This is a genomic window from Neobacillus sp. DFD-2R, from assembly GCF_057747865.1.
The window spans coordinates 1510035-1535215 of sequence record NZ_CM173228.1 but is presented as its reverse complement, the minus strand read 5'-3'; the positions used below and the strand labels follow the sequence as shown (position 1 = coordinate 1535215).

Annotated in this window: 27 protein-coding genes and 1 other annotated feature; of the genes, 1 reads left to right on the top strand and 26 read right to left on the bottom strand. The window is 37.9% G+C overall.

Annotation, left to right across the window (positions count from 1 at the left end):
• Window positions 1-6: 6 nt before the first annotated feature.
• The 25 genes from AC3ANV_RS07445 to rpsU all read right to left on the bottom strand — a co-directional run bounded on the left by AC3ANV_RS07445 (window position 7) and on the right by rpsU (window position 23190).
• Entirely contained in the window at window positions 7-1122 is a 1116-nt protein-coding gene (locus tag AC3ANV_RS07445) for a Nif3-like dinuclear metal center hexameric protein (protein WP_488314157.1), read from the bottom strand.
• Complete coding sequence (locus tag AC3ANV_RS07440; protein ID WP_488312995.1) at window positions 1100-1831, bottom strand: tRNA (adenine(22)-N(1))-methyltransferase; 732 nt, start codon at window positions 1829-1831, stop codon at window positions 1100-1102. Before AC3ANV_RS07440 ends, AC3ANV_RS07445 begins: the two co-directional genes overlap by 23 nt.
• 120 nt (window positions 1832-1951) lie before the next feature.
• Window positions 1952-2320: a cytochrome c550 gene (cccA, locus tag AC3ANV_RS07435; protein WP_488312994.1), complete on the bottom strand. Its 369-nt coding sequence runs from the start codon at window positions 2318-2320 to the stop codon at window positions 1952-1954.
• Between the two features lie 193 nt (window positions 2321-2513).
• A complete protein-coding gene (locus AC3ANV_RS07430) occupies window positions 2514-3653 on the bottom strand; it encodes an acyl-CoA dehydrogenase family protein (protein ID WP_488312993.1) in 1140 nt (379 codons plus the stop codon).
• Window positions 3654-4033: 380 nt separating this feature from the next.
• Entirely contained in the window at window positions 4034-5164 is a 1131-nt protein-coding gene (rpoD, locus tag AC3ANV_RS07425) for an RNA polymerase sigma factor RpoD (protein ID WP_307404038.1), read from the bottom strand.
• Window positions 5165-5207: 43 nt separating this feature from the next.
• On the bottom strand, window positions 5208-7016 hold the full coding sequence (dnaG, locus tag AC3ANV_RS07420) for a DNA primase (protein WP_488312992.1): 1809 nt from the start codon (window positions 7014-7016) through the stop codon (window positions 5208-5210).
• Window positions 7017-7181: 165 nt separating this feature from the next.
• The gene (locus tag AC3ANV_RS07415) at window positions 7182-7436 is read right to left on the bottom strand and encodes a DUF188 domain-containing protein (RefSeq protein WP_488314156.1); all 255 of its coding nucleotides are present in this window, start codon (window positions 7434-7436) and stop codon (window positions 7182-7184) included.
• Window positions 7437-7846: 410 nt separating this feature from the next.
• Window positions 7847-8656, bottom strand: a complete 810-nt coding sequence (locus tag AC3ANV_RS07410; RefSeq protein ID WP_488312991.1) for a pyruvate, water dikinase regulatory protein — start codon at window positions 8654-8656, stop codon at window positions 7847-7849.
• A gap of 31 nt (window positions 8657-8687) precedes the next feature.
• Entirely contained in the window at window positions 8688-9320 is a 633-nt protein-coding gene (gene ccpN / locus AC3ANV_RS07405) for a transcriptional regulator CcpN (protein ID WP_488312990.1), read from the bottom strand.
• A gap of 140 nt (window positions 9321-9460) precedes the next feature.
• Window positions 9461-10843 (bottom strand): glycine--tRNA ligase, encoded by a 1383-nt coding sequence (locus AC3ANV_RS07400; protein WP_488312989.1) that lies wholly within the window; start codon window positions 10841-10843, stop codon window positions 9461-9463.
• Window positions 10844-11036: 193 nt separating this feature from the next.
• Window positions 11037-11222: a binding site (T-box leader), on the bottom strand.
• Window positions 11223-11272: 50 nt separating this feature from the next.
• A complete protein-coding gene (recO, locus tag AC3ANV_RS07395; protein WP_488312988.1) occupies window positions 11273-12025 on the bottom strand; it encodes a DNA repair protein RecO in 753 nt (250 codons plus the stop codon).
• Between the two features lie 33 nt (window positions 12026-12058).
• Window positions 12059-12202 (bottom strand): YqzL family protein, encoded by a 144-nt coding sequence (locus AC3ANV_RS07390; RefSeq protein ID WP_223591330.1) that lies wholly within the window; start codon window positions 12200-12202, stop codon window positions 12059-12061.
• A 159-nt stretch (window positions 12203-12361) separates the two neighbouring features.
• The gene (era, locus tag AC3ANV_RS07385; protein WP_488312987.1) at window positions 12362-13285 is read right to left on the bottom strand and encodes a GTPase Era; all 924 of its coding nucleotides are present in this window, start codon (window positions 13283-13285) and stop codon (window positions 12362-12364) included.
• Window positions 13275-13676 carry a cytidine deaminase gene (locus AC3ANV_RS07380; protein WP_488312986.1) on the bottom strand — a complete coding sequence of 134 codons (402 nt, stop codon included), beginning with the start codon at window positions 13674-13676 and terminating at the stop codon, window positions 13275-13277. The genes era and AC3ANV_RS07380 overlap by 11 nt, the downstream gene beginning before the upstream one ends.
• 192 nt (window positions 13677-13868) lie before the next feature.
• Window positions 13869-14159: a diacylglycerol kinase family protein gene (locus AC3ANV_RS07375; RefSeq protein WP_488312985.1), complete on the bottom strand. Its 291-nt coding sequence runs from the start codon at window positions 14157-14159 to the stop codon at window positions 13869-13871.
• A 79-nt stretch (window positions 14160-14238) separates the two neighbouring features.
• On the bottom strand, window positions 14239-14709 hold the full coding sequence (gene ybeY, locus AC3ANV_RS07370) for an rRNA maturation RNase YbeY (RefSeq protein WP_488312984.1): 471 nt from the start codon (window positions 14707-14709) through the stop codon (window positions 14239-14241).
• Window positions 14706-16877: an HD family phosphohydrolase gene (locus tag AC3ANV_RS07365; protein ID WP_488312983.1), complete on the bottom strand. Its 2172-nt coding sequence runs from the start codon at window positions 16875-16877 to the stop codon at window positions 14706-14708. Before AC3ANV_RS07365 ends, ybeY begins: the two co-directional genes overlap by 4 nt.
• Window positions 16878-17420: 543 nt before the next feature.
• Window positions 17421-18389 carry a PhoH family protein gene (locus AC3ANV_RS07360; RefSeq protein ID WP_488312982.1) on the bottom strand — a complete coding sequence of 323 codons (969 nt, stop codon included), beginning with the start codon at window positions 18387-18389 and terminating at the stop codon, window positions 17421-17423.
• Window positions 18386-19579 carry a sporulation protein YqfD gene (gene yqfD, locus AC3ANV_RS07355; protein ID WP_488312981.1) on the bottom strand — a complete coding sequence of 398 codons (1194 nt, stop codon included), beginning with the start codon at window positions 19577-19579 and terminating at the stop codon, window positions 18386-18388. The genes AC3ANV_RS07360 and yqfD overlap by 4 nt, the downstream gene beginning before the upstream one ends.
• A complete protein-coding gene (gene yqfC, locus AC3ANV_RS07350) occupies window positions 19576-19878 on the bottom strand; it encodes a sporulation protein YqfC (RefSeq protein ID WP_488312980.1) in 303 nt (100 codons plus the stop codon). Before yqfC ends, yqfD begins: the two co-directional genes overlap by 4 nt.
• 95 nt (window positions 19879-19973) lie before the next feature.
• A complete protein-coding gene (locus tag AC3ANV_RS07345; RefSeq protein ID WP_488312979.1) occupies window positions 19974-20438 on the bottom strand; it encodes a hypothetical protein in 465 nt (154 codons plus the stop codon).
• Between the two features lie 41 nt (window positions 20439-20479).
• Window positions 20480-21469, bottom strand: a complete 990-nt coding sequence (gene floA / locus AC3ANV_RS07340) for a flotillin-like protein FloA (protein ID WP_488312978.1) — start codon at window positions 21467-21469, stop codon at window positions 20480-20482.
• A gap of 23 nt (window positions 21470-21492) precedes the next feature.
• Entirely contained in the window at window positions 21493-22125 is a 633-nt protein-coding gene (locus tag AC3ANV_RS07335) for an NfeD family protein (protein WP_488312977.1), read from the bottom strand.
• Between the two features lie 429 nt (window positions 22126-22554).
• Complete coding sequence (locus AC3ANV_RS07330) at window positions 22555-23001, bottom strand: GatB/YqeY domain-containing protein (RefSeq protein WP_488312976.1); 447 nt, start codon at window positions 22999-23001, stop codon at window positions 22555-22557.
• 15 nt (window positions 23002-23016) lie between these two features.
• Window positions 23017-23190 (bottom strand): 30S ribosomal protein S21, encoded by a 174-nt coding sequence (rpsU, locus tag AC3ANV_RS07325; protein WP_007087607.1) that lies wholly within the window; start codon window positions 23188-23190, stop codon window positions 23017-23019.
• A 227-nt stretch (window positions 23191-23417) separates the two neighbouring features.
• On the opposite strand from rpsU, the gene AC3ANV_RS07320 reads away from it, so the two are divergent.
• Window positions 23418-24344 (top strand): Na/Pi symporter, encoded by a 927-nt coding sequence (locus tag AC3ANV_RS07320; protein ID WP_488312975.1) that lies wholly within the window; start codon window positions 23418-23420, stop codon window positions 24342-24344.
• A gap of 41 nt (window positions 24345-24385) precedes the next feature.
• On the opposite strand, the gene deoC is transcribed toward AC3ANV_RS07320, so the two are convergent.
• Entirely contained in the window at window positions 24386-25036 is a 651-nt protein-coding gene (gene deoC, locus AC3ANV_RS07315) for a deoxyribose-phosphate aldolase (protein WP_488314155.1), read from the bottom strand.
• Window positions 25037-25181 lie beyond the last annotated feature (145 nt).

The following is a 25181-nucleotide window of genomic DNA, read 5'->3' as shown; positions in this document are numbered from 1 at the left end:
GTTTTTTTATACATATTGAAAAGGATCAGTATTCACTTCTGAAGGAAAAATCTCTATCTCATATCCGGATTCCAGGCACATTTTTTTAAGTATTGCTGTTAGCCCATTTTTCATGACCTTTTCAACATTATGTCCGGGATCAATCATGTTCAGCCCTTCCATCATAGCGTCATGTGCAGTGTGATAGTATATATCCCCTGTGACGTACACATCGGCTCCTTTATATTTAGCGTGTGTGAAATATTTATTACCATCCCCGCCTAAAACAGCTACTTTTTTAACGATAGAGGTTAAATCGCCGACAACTCGAACATTATCAACTTCAAGAGCTGTTTTTACTTTTTCCGCAAATTCGCCCAATGTCAACGCTGGGATTGTCCCTATTCTGCCAAGACCAAGAATTTCTCCTTTATTTTCAACGGGGTATACATCATATGCAACCTCTTCATATGGATGCGCTTTTACCATTGCGGTTATAGCCTTTTTAAGTAAAGATTCAGGAACAATTGACTCAATCCGAACTTCTTCGACTGCTTCTAAACGTCCTTTACCCCCATTATATGGATTCGAGTTTTCTCCCGGTAAAAATCTTCCCATTCCATCGGTTGAAAAAGAACAATGGCTATAATTACCGATAAATCCTGCTCCAGCTTTTCCTAATACTTGTCTAATATCATCAGCATGACTGGCTGGAACGAAAATGACGATTTTCTTGAGCTTTGTTTCATATGTAGGTACTAGGACCTCTGTGTTTACTAATCCAAGTGCATCAGCAAGTAAATCATTAACCCCTCCTTTGGCAACATCAAGGTTAGTGTGTGCTGCATAAACTGAAATATCATGTTTTAATAATTTCTCAATCATTCTGCCCTGTACCGTATCTGTGATTACATTTTTTAACGGTCGAAAGATTGGCGGGTGGTGAGCAATGATGAGCTGAACTTTTTTTTCAATTGCTTCGTCAATAACTTCCTCTAGTACATCAAGTGCAATCATGACCCGATCAATTTTTTTGTTTAGACGGCCTATTTGTAAGCCTATCTTATCCCCTTCCATTGCCAATCCTTTAGGAGAAAACTGTTCAAACAGTTGAATGATTTCATAACCGTTCGCTTTCTTCACCATTTAACGCCTCCTCTACCAGCTTTATTTTATCTAGAAGCTCTTCCTTTTTTTTGATTGTTTCAGTCGTTGGTGCAGCACCTTCAAGCTGAGAAACTATTCTTTGCCAATTATTCTTTTCAAAGAGCCATTTTTTCTTAAAGATTTGATTTTGACGTTGAACCAAAAATGGTCCTAATAAAAGTCCCTGTTCGACCTTTCCAGGGTTATAAGGCTTCTTAGGCTCCCCTTTTTCAGCTACTAAAATTTCATAAATTTTTTCATCTTCCTCCATGATTTCTTCAGCAACAAGCTCCCAGTTGTTTTCTAAAAACCATTTTCGGATTGAAATCGCACTTATATTTGGCTGAAGTACAAGTCGTTTAACAGATGTAAGCTTATCCTTACCTCTTTCTAAAATGTCGGCTATTAACGCGCCACCCATTCCTGCAACCGTAATACAATCAATCTCATCCTGCTTGAGGACATCCAAACCGTCACCCATGCGGACGGAAATAACTCCGGATAATCCTTGGGACAAAACATTTCTTTCGGCCGACTGAAAAGGGCCAACTGCAACTTCACCTGCAATGGCAAACGGTATTCCTGCTTTCTTTGCAAGAAAACAAGGCAAATAAGCATGATCAGAGCCAATATCGGCAAGTTTCGCATTTTTAGGAACATATTTGGCGACTGTTGCCAAACGGAACGATAATTTATCAGTATTCAAAAAATCCCCACCACGCTTCTATGTATAGTACTTCTCACTATCATTATGATAGATGTTCATTCCTTATAGTATAAAAAAAGTCCTTTACAGATGCAAAGGACCTTTTTTATTAGGAACAAATTATTGAATTTTTGAGACCCATGCGGCCATTGCATCTGCTTGTGCTTCCGGAACAAGACCTGGAGGCATATTGCCTTTTCCTTTGGTGATGAAGCCCTTAATTTGATCCTTAGTAAACTTTTTACCAACACCATGTAAGGATGGTCCTACAACCCCTTGATACTGATCGCCATGGCAGCCAATACAAGTTGACTTATAAATCTCCTCAGGTTTAGCTGAAGCAACCGTTTCCGTTTTTTCGCTGCTTGAACCGCCTTTATCCTTGGCTACCTCTTTCGCATCACCGAGGCCTTTAAAGGATAGAAAGAACATTAGAGCGATACCAAAAACCATAATAAGTACGAAAGGAATGACCGGATTTCGATTCATAATATAACCTCCCTTATGTAAGTACAACTGTTAAATTATAGAACGTTTACAAACAACTATTATTTTACTTGAAAATCGACAGAAGGAAAAGACCTAAACTTACTTTGTCCAAAAAGTTTGTAAAAAAAAATACAAGAGACTGAATTATGAATTTATCATCATCAACCTCTTGTTAATTTTCCCTATTTTCTTTTTAACAACCAATAATTCTTGCGATTACCATTCTTTGAACCTCGGATGTCCCTTCGCCGATTTCTAATAATTTCGCATCGCGCATCATTCTTTCGACATGATACTCCTTCATATAGCCATATCCACCATGAATTTGTACCGCCTGATTGGTAATTTCCATACAAATTTCTGAGGCATAAAGTTTACACATCACTGCCTCTTTAGAAAACGATCTTCCCTTATCCTTTAACCATGCTGCCTTATATACCATATTTCGGGCTAATTCAATTTTCATCGCCATATCAGCAAGCTTGAATTGAATTGCTTGAAAAGAAGAAATAGATTTGCCGAACTGCTTTCTTTCCTTCGCATAGTGAAGCGCCTTATCATAAGCTCCCTGAGCAATACCTACCGCCATTGCTCCAATGCCGATACGTCCGCCATCAAGTGTCATTAAAAATTGTTTAAAGCCCTCTCCACGCTTTCCTAACAAATGATCAACCGGTACTCTAACATCTTCTAAAACAAGCTCAGTCGTATTGGAGGAATTTAAGCCCATTTTTTCATAATTGTCAATAATAGTAAACCCTTTTACGTTTGTTGGTACGATAATTGCACTTATTTCCTTTTTCCCATCTCTCACATCGGTTACAGCAGTAAGAGCTAAATGGTTTGCGAAACTCGCGTTTGTAATAAAACACTTATTGCCGTTAATGATAAACTCACCGTTTTCTTCTTTAGCGAAGGTTCTTGTCCCACCGGCATCAGACCCTGCATTTGGTTCTGTTAGCCCAAAGGCACCAAATGACTCACCCGTGCAAATTGGCGTTAAATATTTAATCTTCTGCTCATCCGTTCCAAACAAATTAATTGGAGCTCCACCTAACGAAATATGAGCAGAATACGTAATTCCTGTCGAACCGCAAGCACGGCTAAGTTCTTCAGTGACAATTGCGAAGCTTATTGTGTCTGCGCCTCCTCCACCATATTCTTCAGGGAAAGGAAGACCCATTATGCCCATTTCTGCAAGCTTTTTAAATATGGCTAAAGGAAATTGTTTATTTCGATCCCGCTCCACCGCACCAGGTGCGACTTCTTTGTCGGCAAACTCGCGAATAGTCCGTTTTATCATTTCTTGTTCAGAAGTTAAATCAAAATTCATTTTTATCCCCCTCAAACAAACTTTGTATACGCTTTCTTCTAATTTATTATATAAGGGATTGCCTTAATTTCTTAATATTAATATTTTTTTTAAAATAGGCTTTGTTAAACTGCCTGTTGATTTCCGCTCCAGACACTCGCTTTCCGCGGGCGGCGGGGAGCAAAGATTTTTGAAGTACATTTGCAAAATGAAAGACAATTCAGTAAAATAAATGACAAATACAAAAAGCGTTTTCATTTTTTGGCCCATTAAAGGAACAAAAGGCGTGGAGCCGGATTCAGATAACTTTTTCAAATTATCCACACCAAATTATTTTATAGTTTCTTAAACGACAAAAAAAGTTTACTCCTTTAAGGAGTAAACTTTTGAAGGATTATATTTTATTCTAAAAAGTCTTTAAGTCGTTTACTGCGGCTTGGGTGGCGCAATTTCCGCAATGCTTTTGCTTCTATTTGGCGGATTCGCTCACGTGTAACCCCAAAAACTTTTCCAACTTCTTCAAGGGTTCGCGTACGTCCATCATCCAAACCAAACCGTAATCGAAGAACATTTTCTTCCCGGTCTGTTAATGTATCCAGAACATCTTCGAGCTGCTCTTTTAATAATTCATAAGCCGCATGCTCTGACGGGGATGTTGCATCCTGATCTTCAATGAAATCCCCAAGATGGGAATCATCTTCTTCACCAATCGGTGTTTCAAGAGATACCGGCTCCTGGGCGATTTTTAAAATTTCCCGCACCTTATCCGGGGTTAAATCCATATCTTCACCGATTTCTTCCGGCGTTGGTTCGCGGCCAAGGTCCTGTAGTAATTGACGCTGAACCCTGATCAGTTTATTAATCGTTTCAACCATATGCACAGGAATACGGATGGTTCTTGCCTGATCTGCGATTGCCCTTGTGATCGCTTGGCGTATCCACCATGTCGCATACGTACTAAACTTAAATCCTTTACGGTAATCAAACTTTTCAACTGCTTTAATAAGTCCCATATTTCCTTCTTGAATGAGATCAAGAAATAGCATTCCACGGCCTACATACCTCTTTGCAATACTTACTACAAGGCGGAGGTTTGCTTCAGCGAGGCGCCGTTTTGCCTCTTCATCCCCTTCTTCAATACGGTTAGCCAGTTTAATTTCCTCTTCAGCAGAAAGCAAATCAACACGGCCAATTTCTTTCAAGTACATACGAACCGGATCATTTATTTTAACTCCGGGAGGAACGCTTAGATCATTTAGATCAAATTCATCGTCATCTTCTTTTGATAATTTTTTGATGTCAGGATCTTCGTCTTCATTTTCTCCTACCAATTCTATTCCTTGATCACCTAAAAATTCTAAAAATTCATCCATTTGCTCAGATTCTAAATCAAAATTTGCCAATTTTTCGGCAACATCATCATAGGCAAGGACGCCGACTTTTTTACCCAGTTCTGTTAACTGGTCTTTCACTTGTTCAAAGGTCAATTCATTCTCGGCCTCTTTTGAACGGGCTGATTTTTCAGCAGCCATAGGTCCCCCTCCTTCCAGAATAAAAGAAACTACATAATGGCATCTATAGAGATTTACGCAATTGAAGGATTTCCATTGCAATTGCAGCAGCTTTCGAATAATTCTTTTGACGTTCTGCTTCTTTTTCTTCCACTTCTTTTTCTTTTATCTTTAACAATTTTTGATAATTCAACACCTGTTTGATATAATCAGTTAATTCTTGGTTGCTTAGCTCTTCATTAATGGACATCATTTCTATGTTGGCAACCATCCTTCTAAGATTGTCATCTTGAATATAGGTTAAAAACGCGCTGGAATCAGGATTAAAATGATCCTCGTAAAATCCAAATAGATAGGTAATTATTGCCTGATGTTCATCAATATTAAACGTATTGCCTTTCAATAAATCCCGGACTTTGTAAGCCACATCGCGATTTTTCAACATATGGGCAATTAAACGCCTCTCAGCTGTAAAATGAGCAGGCTTTAATTCATTCACTTGCCTAAAATTTTGCAAGGGTCTATTTTCCGTTTGATTTTTTCCATTGGACTTTCTTTTGTCAGCAAAGAAAATTTGTTTTTGCTGCTGTTTTAACGCATCCAATGAAAGTGAAAATTCAGAAGCAAGCTGTCTGAGATAATGGTCTTTTTCAACAGCTTTTGTCAATTTGCTGATTTCCTTCAGTATTTCTTCGATATACGCTAGACGATCTCCTTCAAGCTGCAGGTTTTTTCCTCTGCGAAAATAAAGAAATTTGAAAGACATCCAGGTTAAACTGGCACCAATTACTTCGTTGCGGAATTTTTCAGGACCATTTACTTTGATGTATTCATCGGGATCCTGTTCATTGGGCATCATAGCCACTTTTAATTGAATTTCTGCATCTGCAAGAAGATTTCCTGCACGATATGCAGCTTCAATCCCGGCTTTATCGGAATCATAACAGATGATTACGGATTGGACGTTTTGCCTTAAAAGGTTAATATGCTCTTCCGTCAATGATGTCCCCATCGTGGCAATCCCATTTTCCACTCCGGATCTGGCTGCAGCGATTACATCGGCAAACCCTTCAAATAAAACAGCTTGCTGCATTTTTCGCATATGGGGTTTAGCTAAATGAAAATTGTATAAAATTTTACTTTTATTAAAGATTGCTGTTTCGGGACTATTTAAATATTTGGGCTCTTCGGCCCCAAGTGATCTCCCGGAAAATGCAATCGTATTTCCATTTCGATCAAAAATCGGAAACATGATTCGATCCCTGAATCGGTCAAAATAGGTCCCATCCTTTTCACGCTTAATAATCAATCCGGCTTTTTCAATCCATTCAGGTGCAAATTCCCTTTTTAAAAGAAACTTACAAACAAAATCCCAGGAATTCAAGGAATAACCAATTTGAAACTTATCAATAGATTCTCGAGTAAAACCTCTTTCAAGCAGATACTCTAATGCATGTTGACCTTCTTTTGTATTTACCAGTAAGTGGTGGTAAAATTTACGTAAAAGCTCATGTGCATCAAGCATGGTTTGAAGCTCTTTGGAAACTGTTTTTTCTTTACCAACTGTAGAGAAATTCAATTGAAGATCAATATTTGCCCTGGTAGCCAGTTTAATGGCAGCTTCCTGAAATGAGATCCCCTCAAGCTCAATTAAAAATGAGAAAGCATTTCCGCCAGCGCCGCAACCAAAGCAATGGAAAATTTGTTTATCGGGCGATACGGAAAATGATGGGGTATTTTCTCCATGGAAAGGACATAATCCGAAGTAATTTCGCCCCTGTTTTTTCAGTTGAACATAATCGCTGATTATTTCGACGATATCAACAGCCTGACGAATTTGATTAATTTTTTCTTCGGCAATACGGTCTGCCATGAAAACAACTCCAATTATACTAAAAGGTATTCAACAAATATTACTAAATCCCTGCAAATTTCGACAAAATTTTTGTTAATGCCATCATAAATTTTGCCCGATCTTCTGAATGAAAGGGTTTTGGTCCTTTTCCATATACGCGTCTTTTTCTCGCTTTGGCTTTAACTACCGTAAATCAAGGGCAGTTTGGATTTCTTTTTCCTCAAATAAAATCCCCCTTGGAGATAAAAGATGAACACCCTTAGGCAAAAAGGTAGTAGCAAGTCCAATATTTTGTGTAATAACAATATCTCCATTCACGGTATGGTTCATAATGAACATGTCTGCAGCTTCCTTCCATGACTCAACATATTTCCAAGTTACATATGTATTCTCCTTACTTACATGATGATGGTAGGAAGGGACAAATAGAACTTTAATGGAAAATTCGGAAGCACTTTCGACAATCTCCTCTTTACCGTGCAGGAGTCTGTATCGACAAAAATAGTCGGAATGCCTTTAATATAAGTAATAATTCTACATCACTCCACATATTCCTTCTTTAACCGTTAACTTTTATAAAAAGGATTTATGTCGAATTTTTTTCACTAGGTTCCCTTGACATCTAACAATAAATAGTTTATTCGTTCACATGCAAGTCTAAACCTAAAAGATTCATTTTTATCACAATTTTTTATTATAGTATATTCATTTTAATTTTGCTATAACTTTTTTTAGGCGATATTAAACTTGCCCGTTGATTTCCGCTCCAATCAACATAGTAAGCAAAATCAAAATTGAGCTTTAACATAGCCTTTCAAAAAAGAAACACATAATCCAATGATTATGTGCTATGCTCTTCTTTTCTGAATGTAATTAAGGATAACATTTGCGGTTTCTTCTACCGCCTTATTCGTTACGTCAATAACTGGGCAATTAATTTTACTTACCACTTTATCAAAGAAGGTTAATTCTTCTTTAATCCGTTCGATGTTTGCATAACTGGCTTGGTCATTTAACCCTAATGATATTAACCGTTCGCGTCTAATATTATTTAACTTTTCGGGGCTTATTTTCAAACCGAAGCATTTTTCTACCGGAACCTTGTATAGTTCTTCAGGCGGGTCCACTTCCGGTACAAGAGGAACATTGGCAACTTTTAAACGTTTATGGGCCAGGTATTGTGATAAAGGTGTTTTAGATGTCCTTGAAACCCCTATTAAAACAATATCTGCTTTTAAAATTCCTCTTGGATCACGCCCATCATCATATTTTACCGCAAATTCAATTGCTTCCACTTTTTTAAAATAATCTTCATCCAGTTTTCTAACAAGCCCCGGCTCACATAAAGGTGTTTTCCCACTGTATATTTGAATTTGATCCATTACAGGGCCAATTAAATCCACAGCTTGAATTCCCTCTTGATTTGCCTGTTCTTTCATATATTCCCGCATTTCGGGCTTCACCAGTGTGTAAGCCACCATTGCCTTGTCCATCGTAACAAGTGATAATACTTCATCAATATGTTCTTTGTCTTCAACATATGGGAACCTTTTTAATGTCATTCCTGAACCATTAAACTGGCTAATTGCCGCTTTTGTCACAAGTTCAGCAGTTTCCCCTACAGAGTCAGATACGACATATATAATCGGCAAACTCATTCTCCCTTAACAACTCCTTTTAAATATTATGTTATTCATTCCCAAGTGCAACAAAGGCTTTTGTAATGTTCGTTTTGGTAATTCTGCCGATCACTTCGTACCCTTTATCTGCTTTCCTAACAATCGGTAAGGAATCAATTTGCTTATCAATTAATTTCTTCGCAATGTCAATTAACAAATCTTCCCTTTCACACATCGTAATATTCGGCATCCTTGTCATAATAATATTGACAGGAATAGTCGTAAGCTCTTGTTTGCCAATACTTGCTCTTAGCAAATCCTTACGTGACAAAACCCCAACTAAAAGGGAATGCTGGTCTACAACAAATAATGTTCCCACATCTTCAAGGAACATTGTACAGATAGCGTCATATACTGAAACATTTTCATTAACCACAACAGGAATTGATTGGTAATCTTTTACATAAATTTTTTGAAGATTTTCAGTTAGAAGCTGAGTCCCGGATTTTCCTGTATAGAAATACCCCACCCGAGGTCTAGCGTCTAAATATCCTGCCATCGTTAAAATCGCCAAATCGGGTCTGAGTGTAGCCCGAGTTAAGCTTAATTGATCTGCAATATGCTCTCCCGTGATCGGACCATTGTCCTTAACGATTTGCAAAATTAGTTCCTGGCGCTTAGTCAGTTCTATTGCCCTCACCACCTTATCAAACCTTTATGTATAGACCTTTCACGTACGAAAACGTTATACTTTAATAACAATATTATATACTAATTATTTTTTGTGGAAAAGGGGCGGAACTTCGCTTATGAAAAAGGTGCGGGATTTTCCGCACCTTTTTCTTAAAAGTTAATCTTCTCTTGAATAAAGCTTACAAGATCTGTGATTGGGATTCGTTTTTGTTCCATCGTATCACGATCTCGGACGGTAACCATTTGGTCTTCCTTCGAATCAAAATCATAAGTAATACAGAACGGAGTACCTATTTCATCATGGCGGCGATAACGTTTACCGATAGAGCCTGCTTCATCATAATCAACTAAGAAATGTTTTGATAATGTGGTGAATACCTCTTTTGCTTCATCAGACAATTTTTTTGATAATGGTAATACCGCTGCTTTGAATGGTGCTAAAGCAGGATGGAAATGCATAACTGTTCTAGAAGTGCCATCCTCCAACTGCTCTTCATCATAGGCATTAATTAAAAAGGCTAGAGTCACTCGGTCAGCACCCAATGATGGTTCGATACAGTAAGGGATATACCTTTCATTTGTTTCCGGATCAAGATAATTGAAGTCTTCACCGGAAAATTGCATATGCTGTTTCAAATCATAATCTGTTCTCGATGCAACCCCCCATAGTTCTCCCCATCCAAACGGAAATTTAAATTCAAAATCGGTGGTAGCATTACTGTAGTGGGAAAGTTCATCTTCTGAATGGTCACGAAGTCTTAGATTTTCACGATTAAGGCCTAATGAAAGTAGCCATTTTTCAGCAAATTGCTTCCAATAATCAAACCATTCCAATTCATCACCCGGCTTACAGAAAAATTCTAATTCCATTTGTTCGAACTCTCTTGTACGGAAAGTAAAATTACCTGGTGTAATTTCATTACGAAAGCTTTTTCCGATTTGTGCAATTCCAAAAGGTAATTTCTTTCTCATGGTACGCTGTACATTCTTAAAATTAACAAAAATACCTTGGGCGGTTTCAGGACGAAGGAAGATCTCATTCGTGCTTGTTTCCGTTACACCTTGAAATGTTTTAAACATTAAATTAAATTGGCGAATGCCTGTGAAATCATGACTGCCACAATCCGGACAAGCAATATTATGCTCTTTTACTAATTCCTCCATTTTTTCAAATGGCAATCCATCGACAATCATCTCAATGCCCTTTTCCTCAAGAGCATTTTCAATTAATTTATCAGCACGATGGCGTGCTTTACAATTTTTACAATCAATCATCGGGTCATTGAAATTTCCGATATGTCCGGAAGCTTCCCATGTTCTTGGGTTCATTAAGATACTGGCATCTAACCCAACATTATAAGGGGATTCCTGAACAAATTTTTTCCACCAAGCTTGTTTAATATTATTTTTAAATTCGACACCTAATGGGCCATAATCCCATGTGTTGGCAAGACCCCCGTAAATTTCTGAACCTGGAAAAATAAAGCCTCTGTGCTTTGCATGGGAAACAATTTGCTCCATCGTTACATTCATTATTACTCGCTCCTTTTAAGATAAAATATCCAGCTCCAGCTCCAGCGCCTAGCCTGTTTTCTTCCCGAATAAGCTTGTCGGGGCTAACCACTAAGAAAAGTTCCTTAGTATAAACATCGCAGGAACACGCTGTACTTGTTCCGAAGGCGTTTCCGCTATTAAATAAAAAACTCCCGTCTCTATGCTTAGTAAGCATAGGGACGAGAGTTACCCGCGGTTCCACCCTATTTGCTGCTTCAAAAGCAGCCTCTTTAAAATGTGTAAATAAACACATGATTGCTCAGGAATGCCTTCCTTAGTTCCCTATACCCTAGCTTCCACCGCCCTAGGTTCGCTTTTATAGAGAGTGCTAAGTACTATTTTCCGTCACAGCAACTATTCTTATTAAAAAGATATTAACGAAAACTTGAAAAATTGTCAACAAGTCTTCTATAAGAGATTTTTAAATTGATCCATCGAACTGAGAAATTTCTTCGTTTTTAAGTATAACCCTGAATATTCATCGTAATAGGCTGAGATTACTTTTTTTAACTCAGCCTTTGTTTCTTCTTTTACTGAAATATTCCCTAACCTTGAAAGATCAAAATAATAAAATAGCCGTAATAGTTTTACAGTTGATTGTGATATTTTCAAATGGTACGGGTCTTTTTCAAGACAACGGTGACAGATTATACCGCCTTCTCTAATGGAAAAAGAAAAAAGTCCGTCTGTACTGCCGCAAACGGAACATTGATTTAATATTGGATACATACCCATAACATTTAGCATTTTCATTTCATAAATATTCATCAATACTTCCGGATCAAAGCCGTCGTTCATATAATTTAATGTTTGATAAAGTAATTCAAAATGAAAAGGGTTTGGTTTTTTATCTTCTGTACATTTATCCGTTAATTCGACAATATAACTGGCATAACCCGTTAAAAAGATGTCTTCGCCTATGGAACGCATAGAGGTTATAATTTCCCCCTGCTGCAGGCTTCCCAGGCCTGTTCCTTTTTGTACAAGAAAATATCCGTGAGTAAACAGCTGGGTAATGGAGGAAAGGCGGCTATTGGGCTTTTTAGCGCCTCTTGCCATTACGCCAATCTTCCCCCATTCCCGTGTATAGAAAGTAACAATTTTATTTGTTTCACCATAATCTGTTGTTCTAATAACGATGCCTTCACATTTTTGAAGCATTTAAATCACATCCTGTGCAGGCTAAAGACATACTTATGAAACGGGAAAATCTATTTGTGCTAGCTCTTCATTCAGATTTCCGGGTATTTCTTGGTTTTCCTTCTCAAGCTCTTTAAAGAGAAGATATGTGTCAATATTACCTGTCTGGGTAAATACTTTCCACGTAAAATCCATCATCGAAAACCCCACCTTTCATTATTTAGACTAGCCTTTTTAAAAATCCCAAACCTTACAATTATCATAGCCTGTCTTTCCAAAATCATAAGACGAAAAATTTGTTAATGTTGTCCATGCATATTTTTATAAATAGTGAAATATTTTAGATAGGGTTATTAATCAATATTCATCTTCATTAAAGCCGAAATCGCGAAGCTGGGACATTTTATTTCGCCAATCCTTCTGGACTTTTACCCAAAGCTCAAGGAAAACTTTAGACCCTAGGAGATTTTCTATATCCACACGGGCACGCATCCCTATTTCCTTAAGCATACTGCCTTTTTTTCCAATAATAATTCCTTTTTGTGAATCTCTTTCAACAATGACAGTCGCCATCACATTGATAATATCCTTCCCCTCAGGTCTCTCGATTTTATCAAGAACAACAGCCAAAGAGTGAGGAATTTCTTCCCTTGTTAAATGCAGTGCCTTTTCTCGAATTAATTCTGTAATGATAAACCTTTCAGGGTGATCGGTAACCTGATCAGCAGGATAATATTGCGGTCCTTCCGGCAGGTACGTTTTAATTTGTTCCAAAAGGCGGTCGACATTATTCCCTTCAAGTGCAGATATTGGAACAACCTCTTTAAAAGGATATTTTTCTTTATATGAATCAATAATCGGTAATAAATCATCAGGGTGGATTTGATCAATTTTATTGATTACAAGAAAGATAGGTGTGTTTACCGTTTGGAATTTTTCAAGAATAAATTCTTCACCGCGTCCAAATCCTTCTGCAGCGTTAACCATAAATAAGATTAAATCCACTTCTTTTAACGTGTTTTGTGCCACTTTCATCATAAAATCGCCTAATTTATGTTTTGGTTTATGGATACCCGGTGTATCAATAAAAATCATTTGGGTATTTTCTAATGTCAAAACACCTTGAATTTTATTACGTGTAGTTTGAGGTTTATCGCTCATGATGGCAATTTTTTGGCCAATGACCCGATTAAGAAATGTCGATTTTCCTACATTTGGTCTTCCTATTATAGAAATAAACCCTGATTTGTAGCCCTTGTTGTCGTCCCAATTATTTAGCATGGAGATCCTCCGGTGAAAAAGCCCCTGGCAATAATTCTTCAACAGTAAATTCCTTTATTTCCCCTTTAAGATTAGTTAAAACCACTTTCATATCTTTAGGACATAATTCGGAAATTACTTGGCGGCAAGCACCGCATGGAGAGCAAGGGCGGTCTGTATCGGCAACGACTGCAAGAAGTTGAAAATCTCGATCACCTTCTGAATATGCTTTAAAAATGGCAGTTCTTTCAGCACAATTACACATACTATAAGCTGCATTTTCTATATTACATCCTCGATATACTTTTCCATCTTTTGTTAAAATGGCTGCTCCTACTCCAAATTTAGAATATGGAACATAGGCTTTTTCTCTTGCTGATTTTGCTTCTTCAATTAATTGATCAATGTTCAAACGTATTCTTCCCTTCCAGCAGGTATCTGCTGTTATCTATATTTTACCTCAAAAAGAAGATAAAAACATTACTTATAGCTAAAATGTAATAAAAATTTTGAATTTTCTCATAAATTAAATCAACTTGTAATTCTTCTTGATAAATCATTTTAACGGAATGATAAACCCATTTCAAATTTCTTCTAAAACACACTAATCTGCAAACATTTTTAAAATATACGGCAAAAAAATAACAATCCCAATCACTACTGAAACGACTGCATAGATAAAGACCGCACCGGCAGCCAAATCCTTAGCCTGTTTCGCAAACGGGTGGTATTCCTCTGTTACCAGATCGACTACACGCTCTATTCCTGAATTTACTAATTCTAAGGCAAACATACCGCCAATCAGTATTAGGACAATAAGCCATTCAGTCGTCGATATTGAGAAAAAAATGGAACAACCGATTACGATGACAGAACTAAATAGATGTATTCTCATATTCCTTTCAGCTATGATTGCAGTTCGGATGCCATTGATTGCAAAAGAGAAGGATTCCAACAATGAAATGGCTTTTCGTTTACCGTGTGAGCCCATATTCGTTTAGAATGTCCTTCTGCAGGGTGAACATCACTTTTTCGTCAGCCTCGGTCATATGGTCATAGCCTAAAAGGTGTAAAAAACCATGCACCGATAGAAAACCAAGTTCACGTAAAAAGGAATGACCAAATTCTTCCGCCTGTTCCTTCGCTTTTGGAACCGAAATAATAATATCTCCTAAAACACGAGGCATCTCAACGCCTATTAATTCGACTTCCCCTTCACCCAATTCTTCCATTGCAAATGAGATGACATCAGTAGGATTATCTTTGTGGCGATATTCACTGTTTATCTCCTGAATTCGTTCGTTAGAAACAAATGTAACGGAAACTTCGCTTTGTTCTTCAACCTTCTCTTTTTTTGCTGCAAAGTTTAATAAACTTTCTATTTCATGGATTTGTTCTTCTGATACTTCATTGGTTTCATCTAAAAAATCTATCATTAAATTCAAGCTTGTTTCACCTTCTTCGTCAATTCTGGATATTCGATCCTTGAGTGGAAAATCCCCTTTAATGTTTCACATAGAGTGTGGGACACTGTTTCAAGTTCCTTTAATGTTAGGTCACATTCATTCAATTGTCCATCCTGAAGCCGATCCGCAACGATTTTTTTAACCAGTGACTCAATTAACTCCGGTGTTGGTGTTGTCAACGAACGCACTGCTGCCTCGACACTATCTGCAATACCAACAATTGCAGACTCCTTTGACTGTGCCTTAGGACCCGGATAACGAAAATCTTCTTCCTTTGTTTCGGTTCCATTCTGAAGAGCCTTATGGTAAAAAAATTTAAGAAGGGTTGTTCCATGATGCTGTTCGGCAATTTCAATCAGTTCCTTTGGCATATGATATTTCTTCAAAATAGTAGAGCCTTCTATCACATGGTCAATGATAATGTTCGCACTTTTTTCCGGCGGCAGACGGTCATGCGGATTATCAAGGTGCATTTGATTTTCGATAAAAAAGTTAGGGCGTCTCGTTTTTCCAATATCATGATAATAGCTTCCAACTCTCGCCAAAAGCCCGTTTGCCCCAATGGCTTCACATGCGGACTCTGCCAAGTTAGCTACCATCACGCTATGATGGTAAGTACCGGGTGCCTCCATTAAAATCTTCCTTAGAAGCGGGTGGTTTGGATTCGATAGTTCGATAAGCCTCATGGTTGATAGAATTCCAAAGCTTGCCTCAAAGAATGGCAATAATCCAATCGTTAAAACTGCAGAAGCAATACCGGAAACAATGGCAGTTAAAAAATAATAACCATATTCGAGACCGGAAAATTGTCCATTAGGCAAAAGCATTAAGGTCCAAATCGTAAGGAGATTAACCGCGGCTGCAAATGATCCGGCCTGTAAAATTTTTGACCTTTGATTTTGATTACTTAAAAAAAGAATACCCGCTAACGCACTGAAAAGAATATAGATCCCTTCCGAAAAATTAAAGGTACCCGTAATCCCTTCATTAAAAACAACGCTACCACAGACTGCCAAAATGATAGACATGAGCACCGCAAGCTTTTCATCAATTAATATCTTGATTAGCATGCCGCCCATGGCAGCAGGAAACAGATAGCCAATACCGGAATAATTAAATATTTGTAGCAAGCTAACTATCTTTAAGGAAAAAATAGCCAGAATGAAAATAATCCCGAACAAGAGTAGATTGGTTTGCCTTTTTTCCGGGTCTGTTTTCATTTGATAAAAATAATAATAGATCGCTGAAAGAATAAGGATGATGAAAAATGCTAATCCAATAAAAGGCTTAAAAGATTTTTCATTGGCCAGTAATCCGACAAGCTTTAGCTGGCGATAAATTTCCCGGTTAATTAATGCTCCTTCTTCAACGATTATTTGCCCCTGTAGAATCTTAACCGGCTCGACACTTTCCGCTGCTTGCTGGCGTAATTCCTCTGTAGCTACCGGGTCATAAAATTCATTCTGAATAACTGCATATCTTCCCAATTCAATTGCCGCACTTTTTAAGTCATCATTCAAAGTAGAATATTTTAATTCTTCTTCTACTCTTTTTTTAGCATTTTCAACATCATCTGCAGAAATTCTTTTGGCCATTACATTGTTAATCGCTGTCACCGTTAAATCTTTTGCGATTGACAAATCTTCCTTTCCAGCTTGGACGATTCCTGAAAAAACCTGATCAGAAAGATCCTTGGTCACACTCGGGGTCAATTTTGCTTTTAACTTTATTACTTTTTCAGGAACACTTGGTTCCGCAACTTTTGTAGATTTATCCGCAGAAGCTTCAGATTGTTTCTTCATTTCCTCTTTAATTTCTTCATTCACTTCAGAAGCTGAATCAAATATAGAGGTAATTAAGTCAACTCGATTTTGAGTATACTCCTTTTTTAAGGTATATACATCTTGAACCTGATCCAAAGCTTCTTTTCGCTTTTTTTCAGTACTTTGTTTATCTTCGACTGTCCCGGGTGAGCGAATTGTTTTTTGAGCAATCGAAAACAAATTCAAATCCAGTTTTTCAGGTTTTACATTACTAAACATGGCAGCATAAAGGACAATTCCTAAAACAAGAAAAGATAATACTCGAAAAAAAGTAATATCAAGGAGCTTCCGTATTTGAATGAAGTGCTGCTGCAGTTTTTCCAATTAAATCCCTCCACGGCCCTTAACAAGCAATATACCATTATTGCGGCACTTAGACATTAGACGGGTCTTTCTATCCAAACCCGAAATAAATTTTTTCACAGAAACTGCATTTAGGTAGAAATTGTAGAAAATCCTTGTTTTAAAATAGATTTTTATTGACAATTTACTTTATGTAAAATGATAACAGTTTTCCCGAGACTTTTCACCTGCTAAAAGAAGATTCATTATACACATTTTTTTAAAATAAAGACTCTGTTAAATTTGCTTGTTGATTTCTGCTCCAGGCACTCGCTTTCCGCGGGCGGTCGGGAGCCTCTTCGGCGCTAAGCGCCTGCGGGGTCTCCCTTGACCTGCTTTTCCCGCAGGACTTTGAATAGGCTTCCACGAATACTCACCGCACGAAGAAAATTCGATAGCATTTTCGAGGAGTCTCGTGCCTTCCGCTTCAATCAACATAGGGAGCTAAATCAACATTGAGCTTTAACATAGCCAAAATAAAAAAGATAAACCAAATTAAAGGTTTATCCTTTTACTTGCATAGTTTTATTTTTGATCAGTCTTCTTACCGTATGCTTCGATGATTCTACCGACGAGCGGATGGCGAACAACGTCACTTTGCTCTAAGAACACAAACGAAATCCCCTTTACGTCCAGGAGTATTTCCTCCGCCACAATTAAACCTGATTTTACGCCTTTCGGTAAATCCACCTGTGTTTGGTCGCCTGTAATGACCATTTTCGAACCAAACCCGAGCCGGGTTAAAAACATTTTCATTTGAGCATGAGTTGTATTCTGCGCTTCGTCTAAAATAACGAAAGCATCGTCTAATGTTCTGCCCCTCATATAAGCAAGCGGAGCAATTTCAATCGTCCCGCGTTCAATTAATCGCTGGGTATGTTCGGTACCCAGAATATCATGAAGTGCATCATACAGTGGCCGAAGGTAAGGGTCGACCTTCTCTTTTAAATCCCCTGGAAGAAATCCAAGACTTTCACCGGCTTCTACAGCAGGTCTTGTTAAAATTATTCGATTGACCTGACCATTTTTAAGGGCATTAACAGCCATTACGACAGCGAGATAGGTTTTACCTGTTCCGGCTGGCCCAATTCCAAAGACAAGGTCATTTTTTTTGATTGCCATCACATATTGTCTTTGACCAAGGGTCTTAATACGAATCGTTTTCCCTTTTACATTTTTGGCAATTTCCTCATCGTACAAATTAACAAAATATTCGAGAGTTCCTTTTTGAGCCATTTGAATTGCATACAAAACGTCCCGCTGGCTAATATTTACACCTCTGCGGATTAAGAAAATTAGGTTATTTAGAATTTGACTTGCCATTTCTACATGATCTTTATCACCTGACAAACTAACAGATTCACCTCTAGTGACAATAGATACATCCAGTTCTTGTTCAATAATTTTTATATTCGAATCCGAATTCCCTAAAAGAGAAATCGCTTCTGCAGGGTTTTCCAGTTGTACATTTATTGTTTTTAGCTCTTCTGTCATTCATGAGTCTCCTTGGATATCGGTTGTCCGACAGCAATATTTTCGATTATCTTAAAATGGATATCTAGTATAACTTTACCATTTTCAATTGCTTTGTGTAAAATCTTTTCATCTTTAATGATAGCATCTTCATCTAAATGGCTTTTTATTTCTTTTTTAGCCATCTCAAGCGCTATTTGTTCTGCCTCTTGATTTGTATAGGTACGGGTTATCTCTTCACGTTCACGAATGGTTTTGTTAACGTAGGAAATGGGCAGTTCCCATTTTAAAAAATGAATTTTGTGAACGTTCTTTTCTGTTTCAGATTCCTTAAATTTTGATTTTCCAAATCCCCATATCGGTAAATCAAATTTACCTATTTCAATGAAATATTTTTGTTCTTCCTTCCCGTTGAATACTTTAAAATTTGTTTGGAGCGGCAGCTCAACATGGCTCTTATACCATGTTTCTCCCCAAACTTCACCTTTTGCCGGTACAAGTTCTGTATTCCCTTCCTGCCCTATTTCTCCGGAAACGAGTAATTGCCCCCGTTGAACTTGATCATTTTTACTAACAACTTGTTGGCCTTCATCAATATCCATCCTCACTATTGTGGCTTTCTTTTTTGCTACTAGATTCCTAGGTGATAATAGCTCAGGTTTTTTCGGTTCATTTTTTTCAACTACTTGAAAGTGATAGGTTGTCCCTCTTAATTCCACGCCAACCCAGGTTAGTGCACCAATGCTATTAGTCAGCTTCCTCTGAATGCCTTCAACATTGTCGACAAAAAACTGCACTTTACCAATTTTAACGCCCATCTTATCCAATTCTTTACGGATTTGATACTCTGTTGCAGGTTTTGCTCCTTTTATTTCAATTCCCCAAATGACATTCGATAAAAACAAAATGATTAGTAAGAAAACGGCTGCCCCTGCTAAAAATCCACTGTTTTTTAACAACCGTTTTATTAAGAACGGCATACCGCTTCGCTGTAAAAATGATATCGAGCATTCGCTTTTCCGTGCGAAATGCCTAATGTTCTTTGCATCCTGAAGCCTCATTTTGAATGTAACTGTTTCGGTACCATGCCGTCTTACATTCCAAATATGGAGGCCATTTCTGGTAAGAATATTTAAAAATCGTTCAATTCCCCTTCCTGATACCTTGACTATTACCCTGCCATATAAAAATTCGATCCACTGGTTTTTCATTTTGTTCCTCCCGAATTTTCATTTATATAAATGACCTGATCTATTTTGCCTTCCAGTAAAATTTCTTCAGGTAAAATTGTCTTTATTACGAATGCATTGCCTTTTATTAATAACTGCCCTTGTTTTAACAACAAGCGCAGTTCTTTATCCGTAAAGGCCAATAAACCTCTATGATTTTCAATGTATATATGAATCTGCCCTATCATCGTTATACGGGGTAAATCCATCATGACATCTTGAGGAAGATCCATTTTTTTTGCCATCCAGCTCCGGACGCGTTGGCCCAATGTTTTTGCCATAAAAAAAGAACCCCCTTTCATCTCATATTTATGAAATAAAAGGGGGTTCTAGCACATCTTTTTCCTTTTTACATCCTTGTTTATTTAAAAAGGATTTATTTATTTTTTACAAAATAAGGCTTTTTCGAGCGTGGTTCTCCGAGGATTTCTGCCCAGATAATCCCATTGACCAATATTTTGGCATCCGGACTTTCTAAAAATACCGTACCCTCTTCTTCTTTTCTATCGTTGAAAGTCTTTTTTACTTGTTCCATTTGTTTTAGTTCAGGACGAAGAGGAGTGGACATATCAGCTGGATTGCCTTCAGACACTTGTTTTATTTTTAAATATTTTTTTTCAATACTTTCCAAATTACCTGGCTGATTTTCTGATTTCACAGATGGAATCGGGCTTTTTTGTCTTGGAGGATTAGTCGTTTTTTTATTATTAAACCTCTCCCGAAGATCATCTATATTATTGACTGAAAATGGATTATTTTTGGCTGTTCCCTTATTCCCTTTTGCTTTACTATATATGGTTGAGAGAATTCCAACGATAATCATGAAAATTAACGTATTCAATTTCCACCCTCCTTTTTTCAAAAATATCCGAATGGTGGTTGTTACTTATCGTCCTTCTTCTCACCTGTTATCTTCCCAATTGAGTCCCGCATGTCTGTATCAGCGGAAATATTTTTTATATTCATATAGTCCATAACACCAATATTTCCGGACTTAAGGGCTTCAGCCATTGCCAGTGGAACTTCTGCTTCAGCTTCTACTACCTTCGCTCTCATTTCTTGTACTTTTGCTTTCATTTCCTGTTCTTGGGCAACGGCCATAGCTCTGCGCTCTTCAGCTTTAGCTTGTGCGATCTTCTTATCTGCTTCGGCCTGTTCAGTTTGTAATTCAGCACCGATGTTTTTACCAACATCGACATCAGCTATGTCAATCGAAAGAATCTCAAATGCAGTACCTGCATCAAGCCCCTTTGATAGCACTGTTTGCGAAATTAAATCAGGCTTTTCCAGTACTTTGAAATGGCTGTCCGCTGAACCAATCGTAGACACAACTCCTTCACCGACACGGGCAATAACTGTTTCCTCACCTGCACCGCCGACGAGACGCTCAATGTTTGCACGTACGGTAATTCTTGCTTTTACCTTCACTTCAATACCATTCATTGCAACACCCGGTATAAATGGTGTCTCAATTACTTTAGGATTTACACTCATTTGCACCGCTTGCAACACATCGCGTCCGGCGAGATCTATTGCCGCACCGCGTTCAAATGATAATTCAATATTTGCTCGATGGGCAGCAATAAGCGCATTCACAACACGGTCCACATTCCCGCCTGCCAGATAATGACTTTCCAGCTGATTGGTTGTTACATTTAAGCCGGCTTTATGGGCCTTAATAAGCGGGTTTATGACTTTGCTTGGGGTAACCCTGCGCAGCCTCATTCCAACTAAGGTAAAAATACTTACACGAACACCTGCGGCAAGGGCAGATATCCAAAGCATTACCGGAACAAAGGATAATAATATTCCTAAAAAGATTAAAACAACAATTACAATCGCAATTATAAAAATGGTTCCACTTGTTACCAACTCCAAAACCTCCTCCAAAATAATTATATCTCTCTTACAACAATGCGGGCACCTTCAACCTTAATTACCTTCACCTTGGCGTTTTGATCAATGAACCCGCCTTCACTCACAGCATCAATCCGTTCAGAATTAATAATAACCGTCCCTGCAGGCCGTAAAATGGTTAAAGCTATTCCTTCTTTGTCCAAAAGGTCAGTACGATTAATATTCGAAACATAACCATCTTCTTTCCGGGCTGAATCAAATAAAACCATTTTATTGAAGAGAATTAACTTCTTGTCAAAAACTTTGATCATCATAAAGAATGCTAAAATCGTAAAGAAAAGAGAGATTAGTATAGATACCCCCATTTGCAGGGCATTCCCTCCCGCTATAAAAAGACTCAAAATTAATAATGCTGTTCCAATTGTTCCTGAAATCGCACCCGGTAAAAAAAACTCCAGAAAAATAAGAAGGATACCTGCTCCAAACAGTAGGAGTGTTCCATATCCGGCCATACCTGATTGAAAATGTCCATAAAAAAATAACAGTAATGCAATTACTCCAATAAATCCCGGCACTCCAAATTTAGGAGAAAAAAGCTCAATTACGATACCGACTCCGGCAATTGTCAAAAGCACGGTCACTACAATCGGGTCAGTAAGAAATTCAACCATACAAACCCCCCCTTCTATCTTTTACCTGACGTTAATATGTACGTTTAATATTCAATAAAGTTTCACCTTTTTTGTAGAAAAGCAAAGGCGCCCGGTTAGCGGCGTATGGACTGGAGCGCACCGTATGAGATAAAGGAAACACGAATCGTGTTTTTTACGATTCGATGTTGACTTATCGTAAGGAGGTGAGCGAAGTACACTAGCCGCTGGGCGCCGGAGCTAGACAATTCTCAAAGTCAAAATTTATACTTTCTTATGTAGAAAAGCAAAGGCGCCCGTTTAGCGCACGACAGGACTGGAGCGCACCGTATGAGATAAAGGAAACACGAATCGCCGGGAGCCGGACAGTAATCGAAGTTCAACATATATTTTTTTAATCTAAAATAAAAACCGTAAGCATAAATGCTTACGGCCTTGATGTCAGAATACTTATGAAAGGTGTTGTTGTACAAGTTTATTAACAAGTGACCCATCTGCTTTGCCTTTTACCTTCGGCATCAACGCAGCCATCACTTTTCCCATATCCGCTTTTGATGTTGCACCGATTTCAGAGACCGTTTCTTTCACGATTTCTGTCAACTCTTCTTCGGAAAGCTGTTTCGGTAAGTACAGTTCAACATAAGTCAATTCTGTACGCAATTTATCAACCAAGTCTTCACGACCTGCTTTATCAAATTCATGGAGGGAGTCTTTGCGTTGTTTTACTTCGCGAGAAAGGACTGTTAACTCATCATTTTCGGAAAGCTCTTTCGTGCCGAGCTTAATCGCTTCATTTTGCAACGAAGCTTTTACCATCCGAATTACGGAGAGTTTGTCTTTTTCCTTGTTTTTCATCGCTTGTTTCATGTCATTATTTAAACGCTCGAGAAGACTCATAAATTACACCCTCTCTTAAAACTTACGTTTTCTTGCTGCTTCAGACTTTTTCTTACGTTTTACACTTGGCTTTTCGTAGAATTCGCGCTTTCTTGCCTCTTGCAAAGTACCAGTTTTTGATACTGTACGTTTGAAGCGACGAAGAGCATCTTCAAGCGATTCGTTTTTACGAACGACGGTTTTAGACATTCTCTTTCCCTCCCTCCGAAACACAACACACTTACATTCAATCCATGTACCTTGCAATTATAATATAACCTTGATACAAGGTCAACTGTAATTCGAATAGTTAAAGCAAGCTTTTCAAATTTTTATTCATAAAAATGTAATTTATTCATATAGAAGTCTTATTTTCCCTTGAATTGTGGCATGTCCTTTCCTTCCTGACCATAGAATGAATCGAGGAGGCCTAAGATATGCTTTACATTTTATTATTTGTGCTCTGCATTTTATTATTTATTTTCGGTATGACAATTATTAGATTTGGATTATTCAATCTGTCAGCAGATAAATTGCGATTATGGCTGATCAAACTGACAAGTTCACCCTTAAAAGGAATGGTAACAGGTACATTCATTACTGCACTATTACAAAGCAGCACAGCTGTGATGGTAATTACCATAGGATTGATTTCAGCCAAAATCATGACCTTTCCTCAATCAATAGGGATCATTTTAGGGACAAATATTGGGACTACGTTTAAGACAGAATTAATTACCTTCAACCTGGACTCCATTCTTGTTCCACTGGCAACCGGAGGAGCATTGCTTATTTTATTTAAAAACAAAAAGGCAAGAAGTATTGGAATGCTTTTATTTGGAATAGCCTCAGTTTTTACCGCGATGAAGGGATTCGAGATTTTGGCACATCCATTAACAACTCTTCCCTTTATAAATAAATTTATCCTATCTATTAATGACAGTATTTTCTATAGTCTATTAACAGGTACAATTATTACAGCCATTATCCAGTCCAGTACGGCCATGACAGGAATAGCCATGGGATTTTTAACGGCCGGACTATTGCAGCTAAATGCGGGAATTGCGATTATGCTAGGTGCAAATATTGGCACATGTATTACGGCCATCATTGCCTCCATAGGCGGTGGAAAGGAGTCCAGACTTGCCGCATATGCGCATGTTTGGCTTAACGTATTTGGGGTATTGCTTTTTATACCGCTTATTCCGATTTTAACCGATCACGCTGCTCTCCTAGCCAGCCATAAGGATGTTCAACTGGCACATATCAGTGTCATCTTTAATGTCGCAACATCATTGCTGATATTACCCTTTGCAACGAAATTTGGAGAGATGATTTTATTCCTTCATGGAAAAAAATCTTAAAATATAGTGCAAACAAGACGGCCAAAGCCGTCTTATTTTTATTAATAATTTGTAGTTACTGTCAGTCCATTTAGTATGGCCACACCTGAACTTGCGCCAATTCTTGTCGCACCTGCTTGAATCATATTTTGAGCATCTTCTGTACTTCTTACCCCACCCGATGCTTTTACCCCAATGTCAGGTCCAACTGTTTTCCTCATTAACTCAATATCCTCTACAGTTGCTCCTCCCGCAGAGAATCCGGTTGATGTTTTCACATAATCAGCTCCTGCTTTTACCGAAAGCTCGCAGGCTCTGATTTTTTCCTCTTTAGTTAAAAGGCTTGTTTCGATAATCACTTTCGTTAAAGCTTTGCCTTTAGCTGCTTCAACAACAGCGCGTATATCGGTTTCTACTAATTCATTGTTTTTATCCTTCAGTGCACCAATATTGATCACCATATCGACCTCTTCGGCCCCATGATCAATGGCATTTTTTGTTTCAAAAGCTTTTGTTTCTGTAGTTGTTGCTCCTAAAGGAAATCCTATGACTGTGCAAACCTTTACCCCGCTGCCTTTTAATAGTTCTTTTGAAGTAGAGACCCATGCAGGGTTTACACAAACAGAAAAAAATTTATACTCCCGTGCTTCATTGCAAAGCGTTTCAATTTGCTTCTTCGTTGCATCAGGTTTTAATAAGGTATGGTCAATCATTTCAGCAACATTCGTGGTAGCCAAATTTCATGCTCCTCTCTTATCCATTCTAAGATTACAGAAAGTATCTTGAAGTGAATCAAAAAAATTTTGCTGCTTAATTAACAGCTTGCCCAAATTTGCATAAGAAAAAGGACCCAAAATC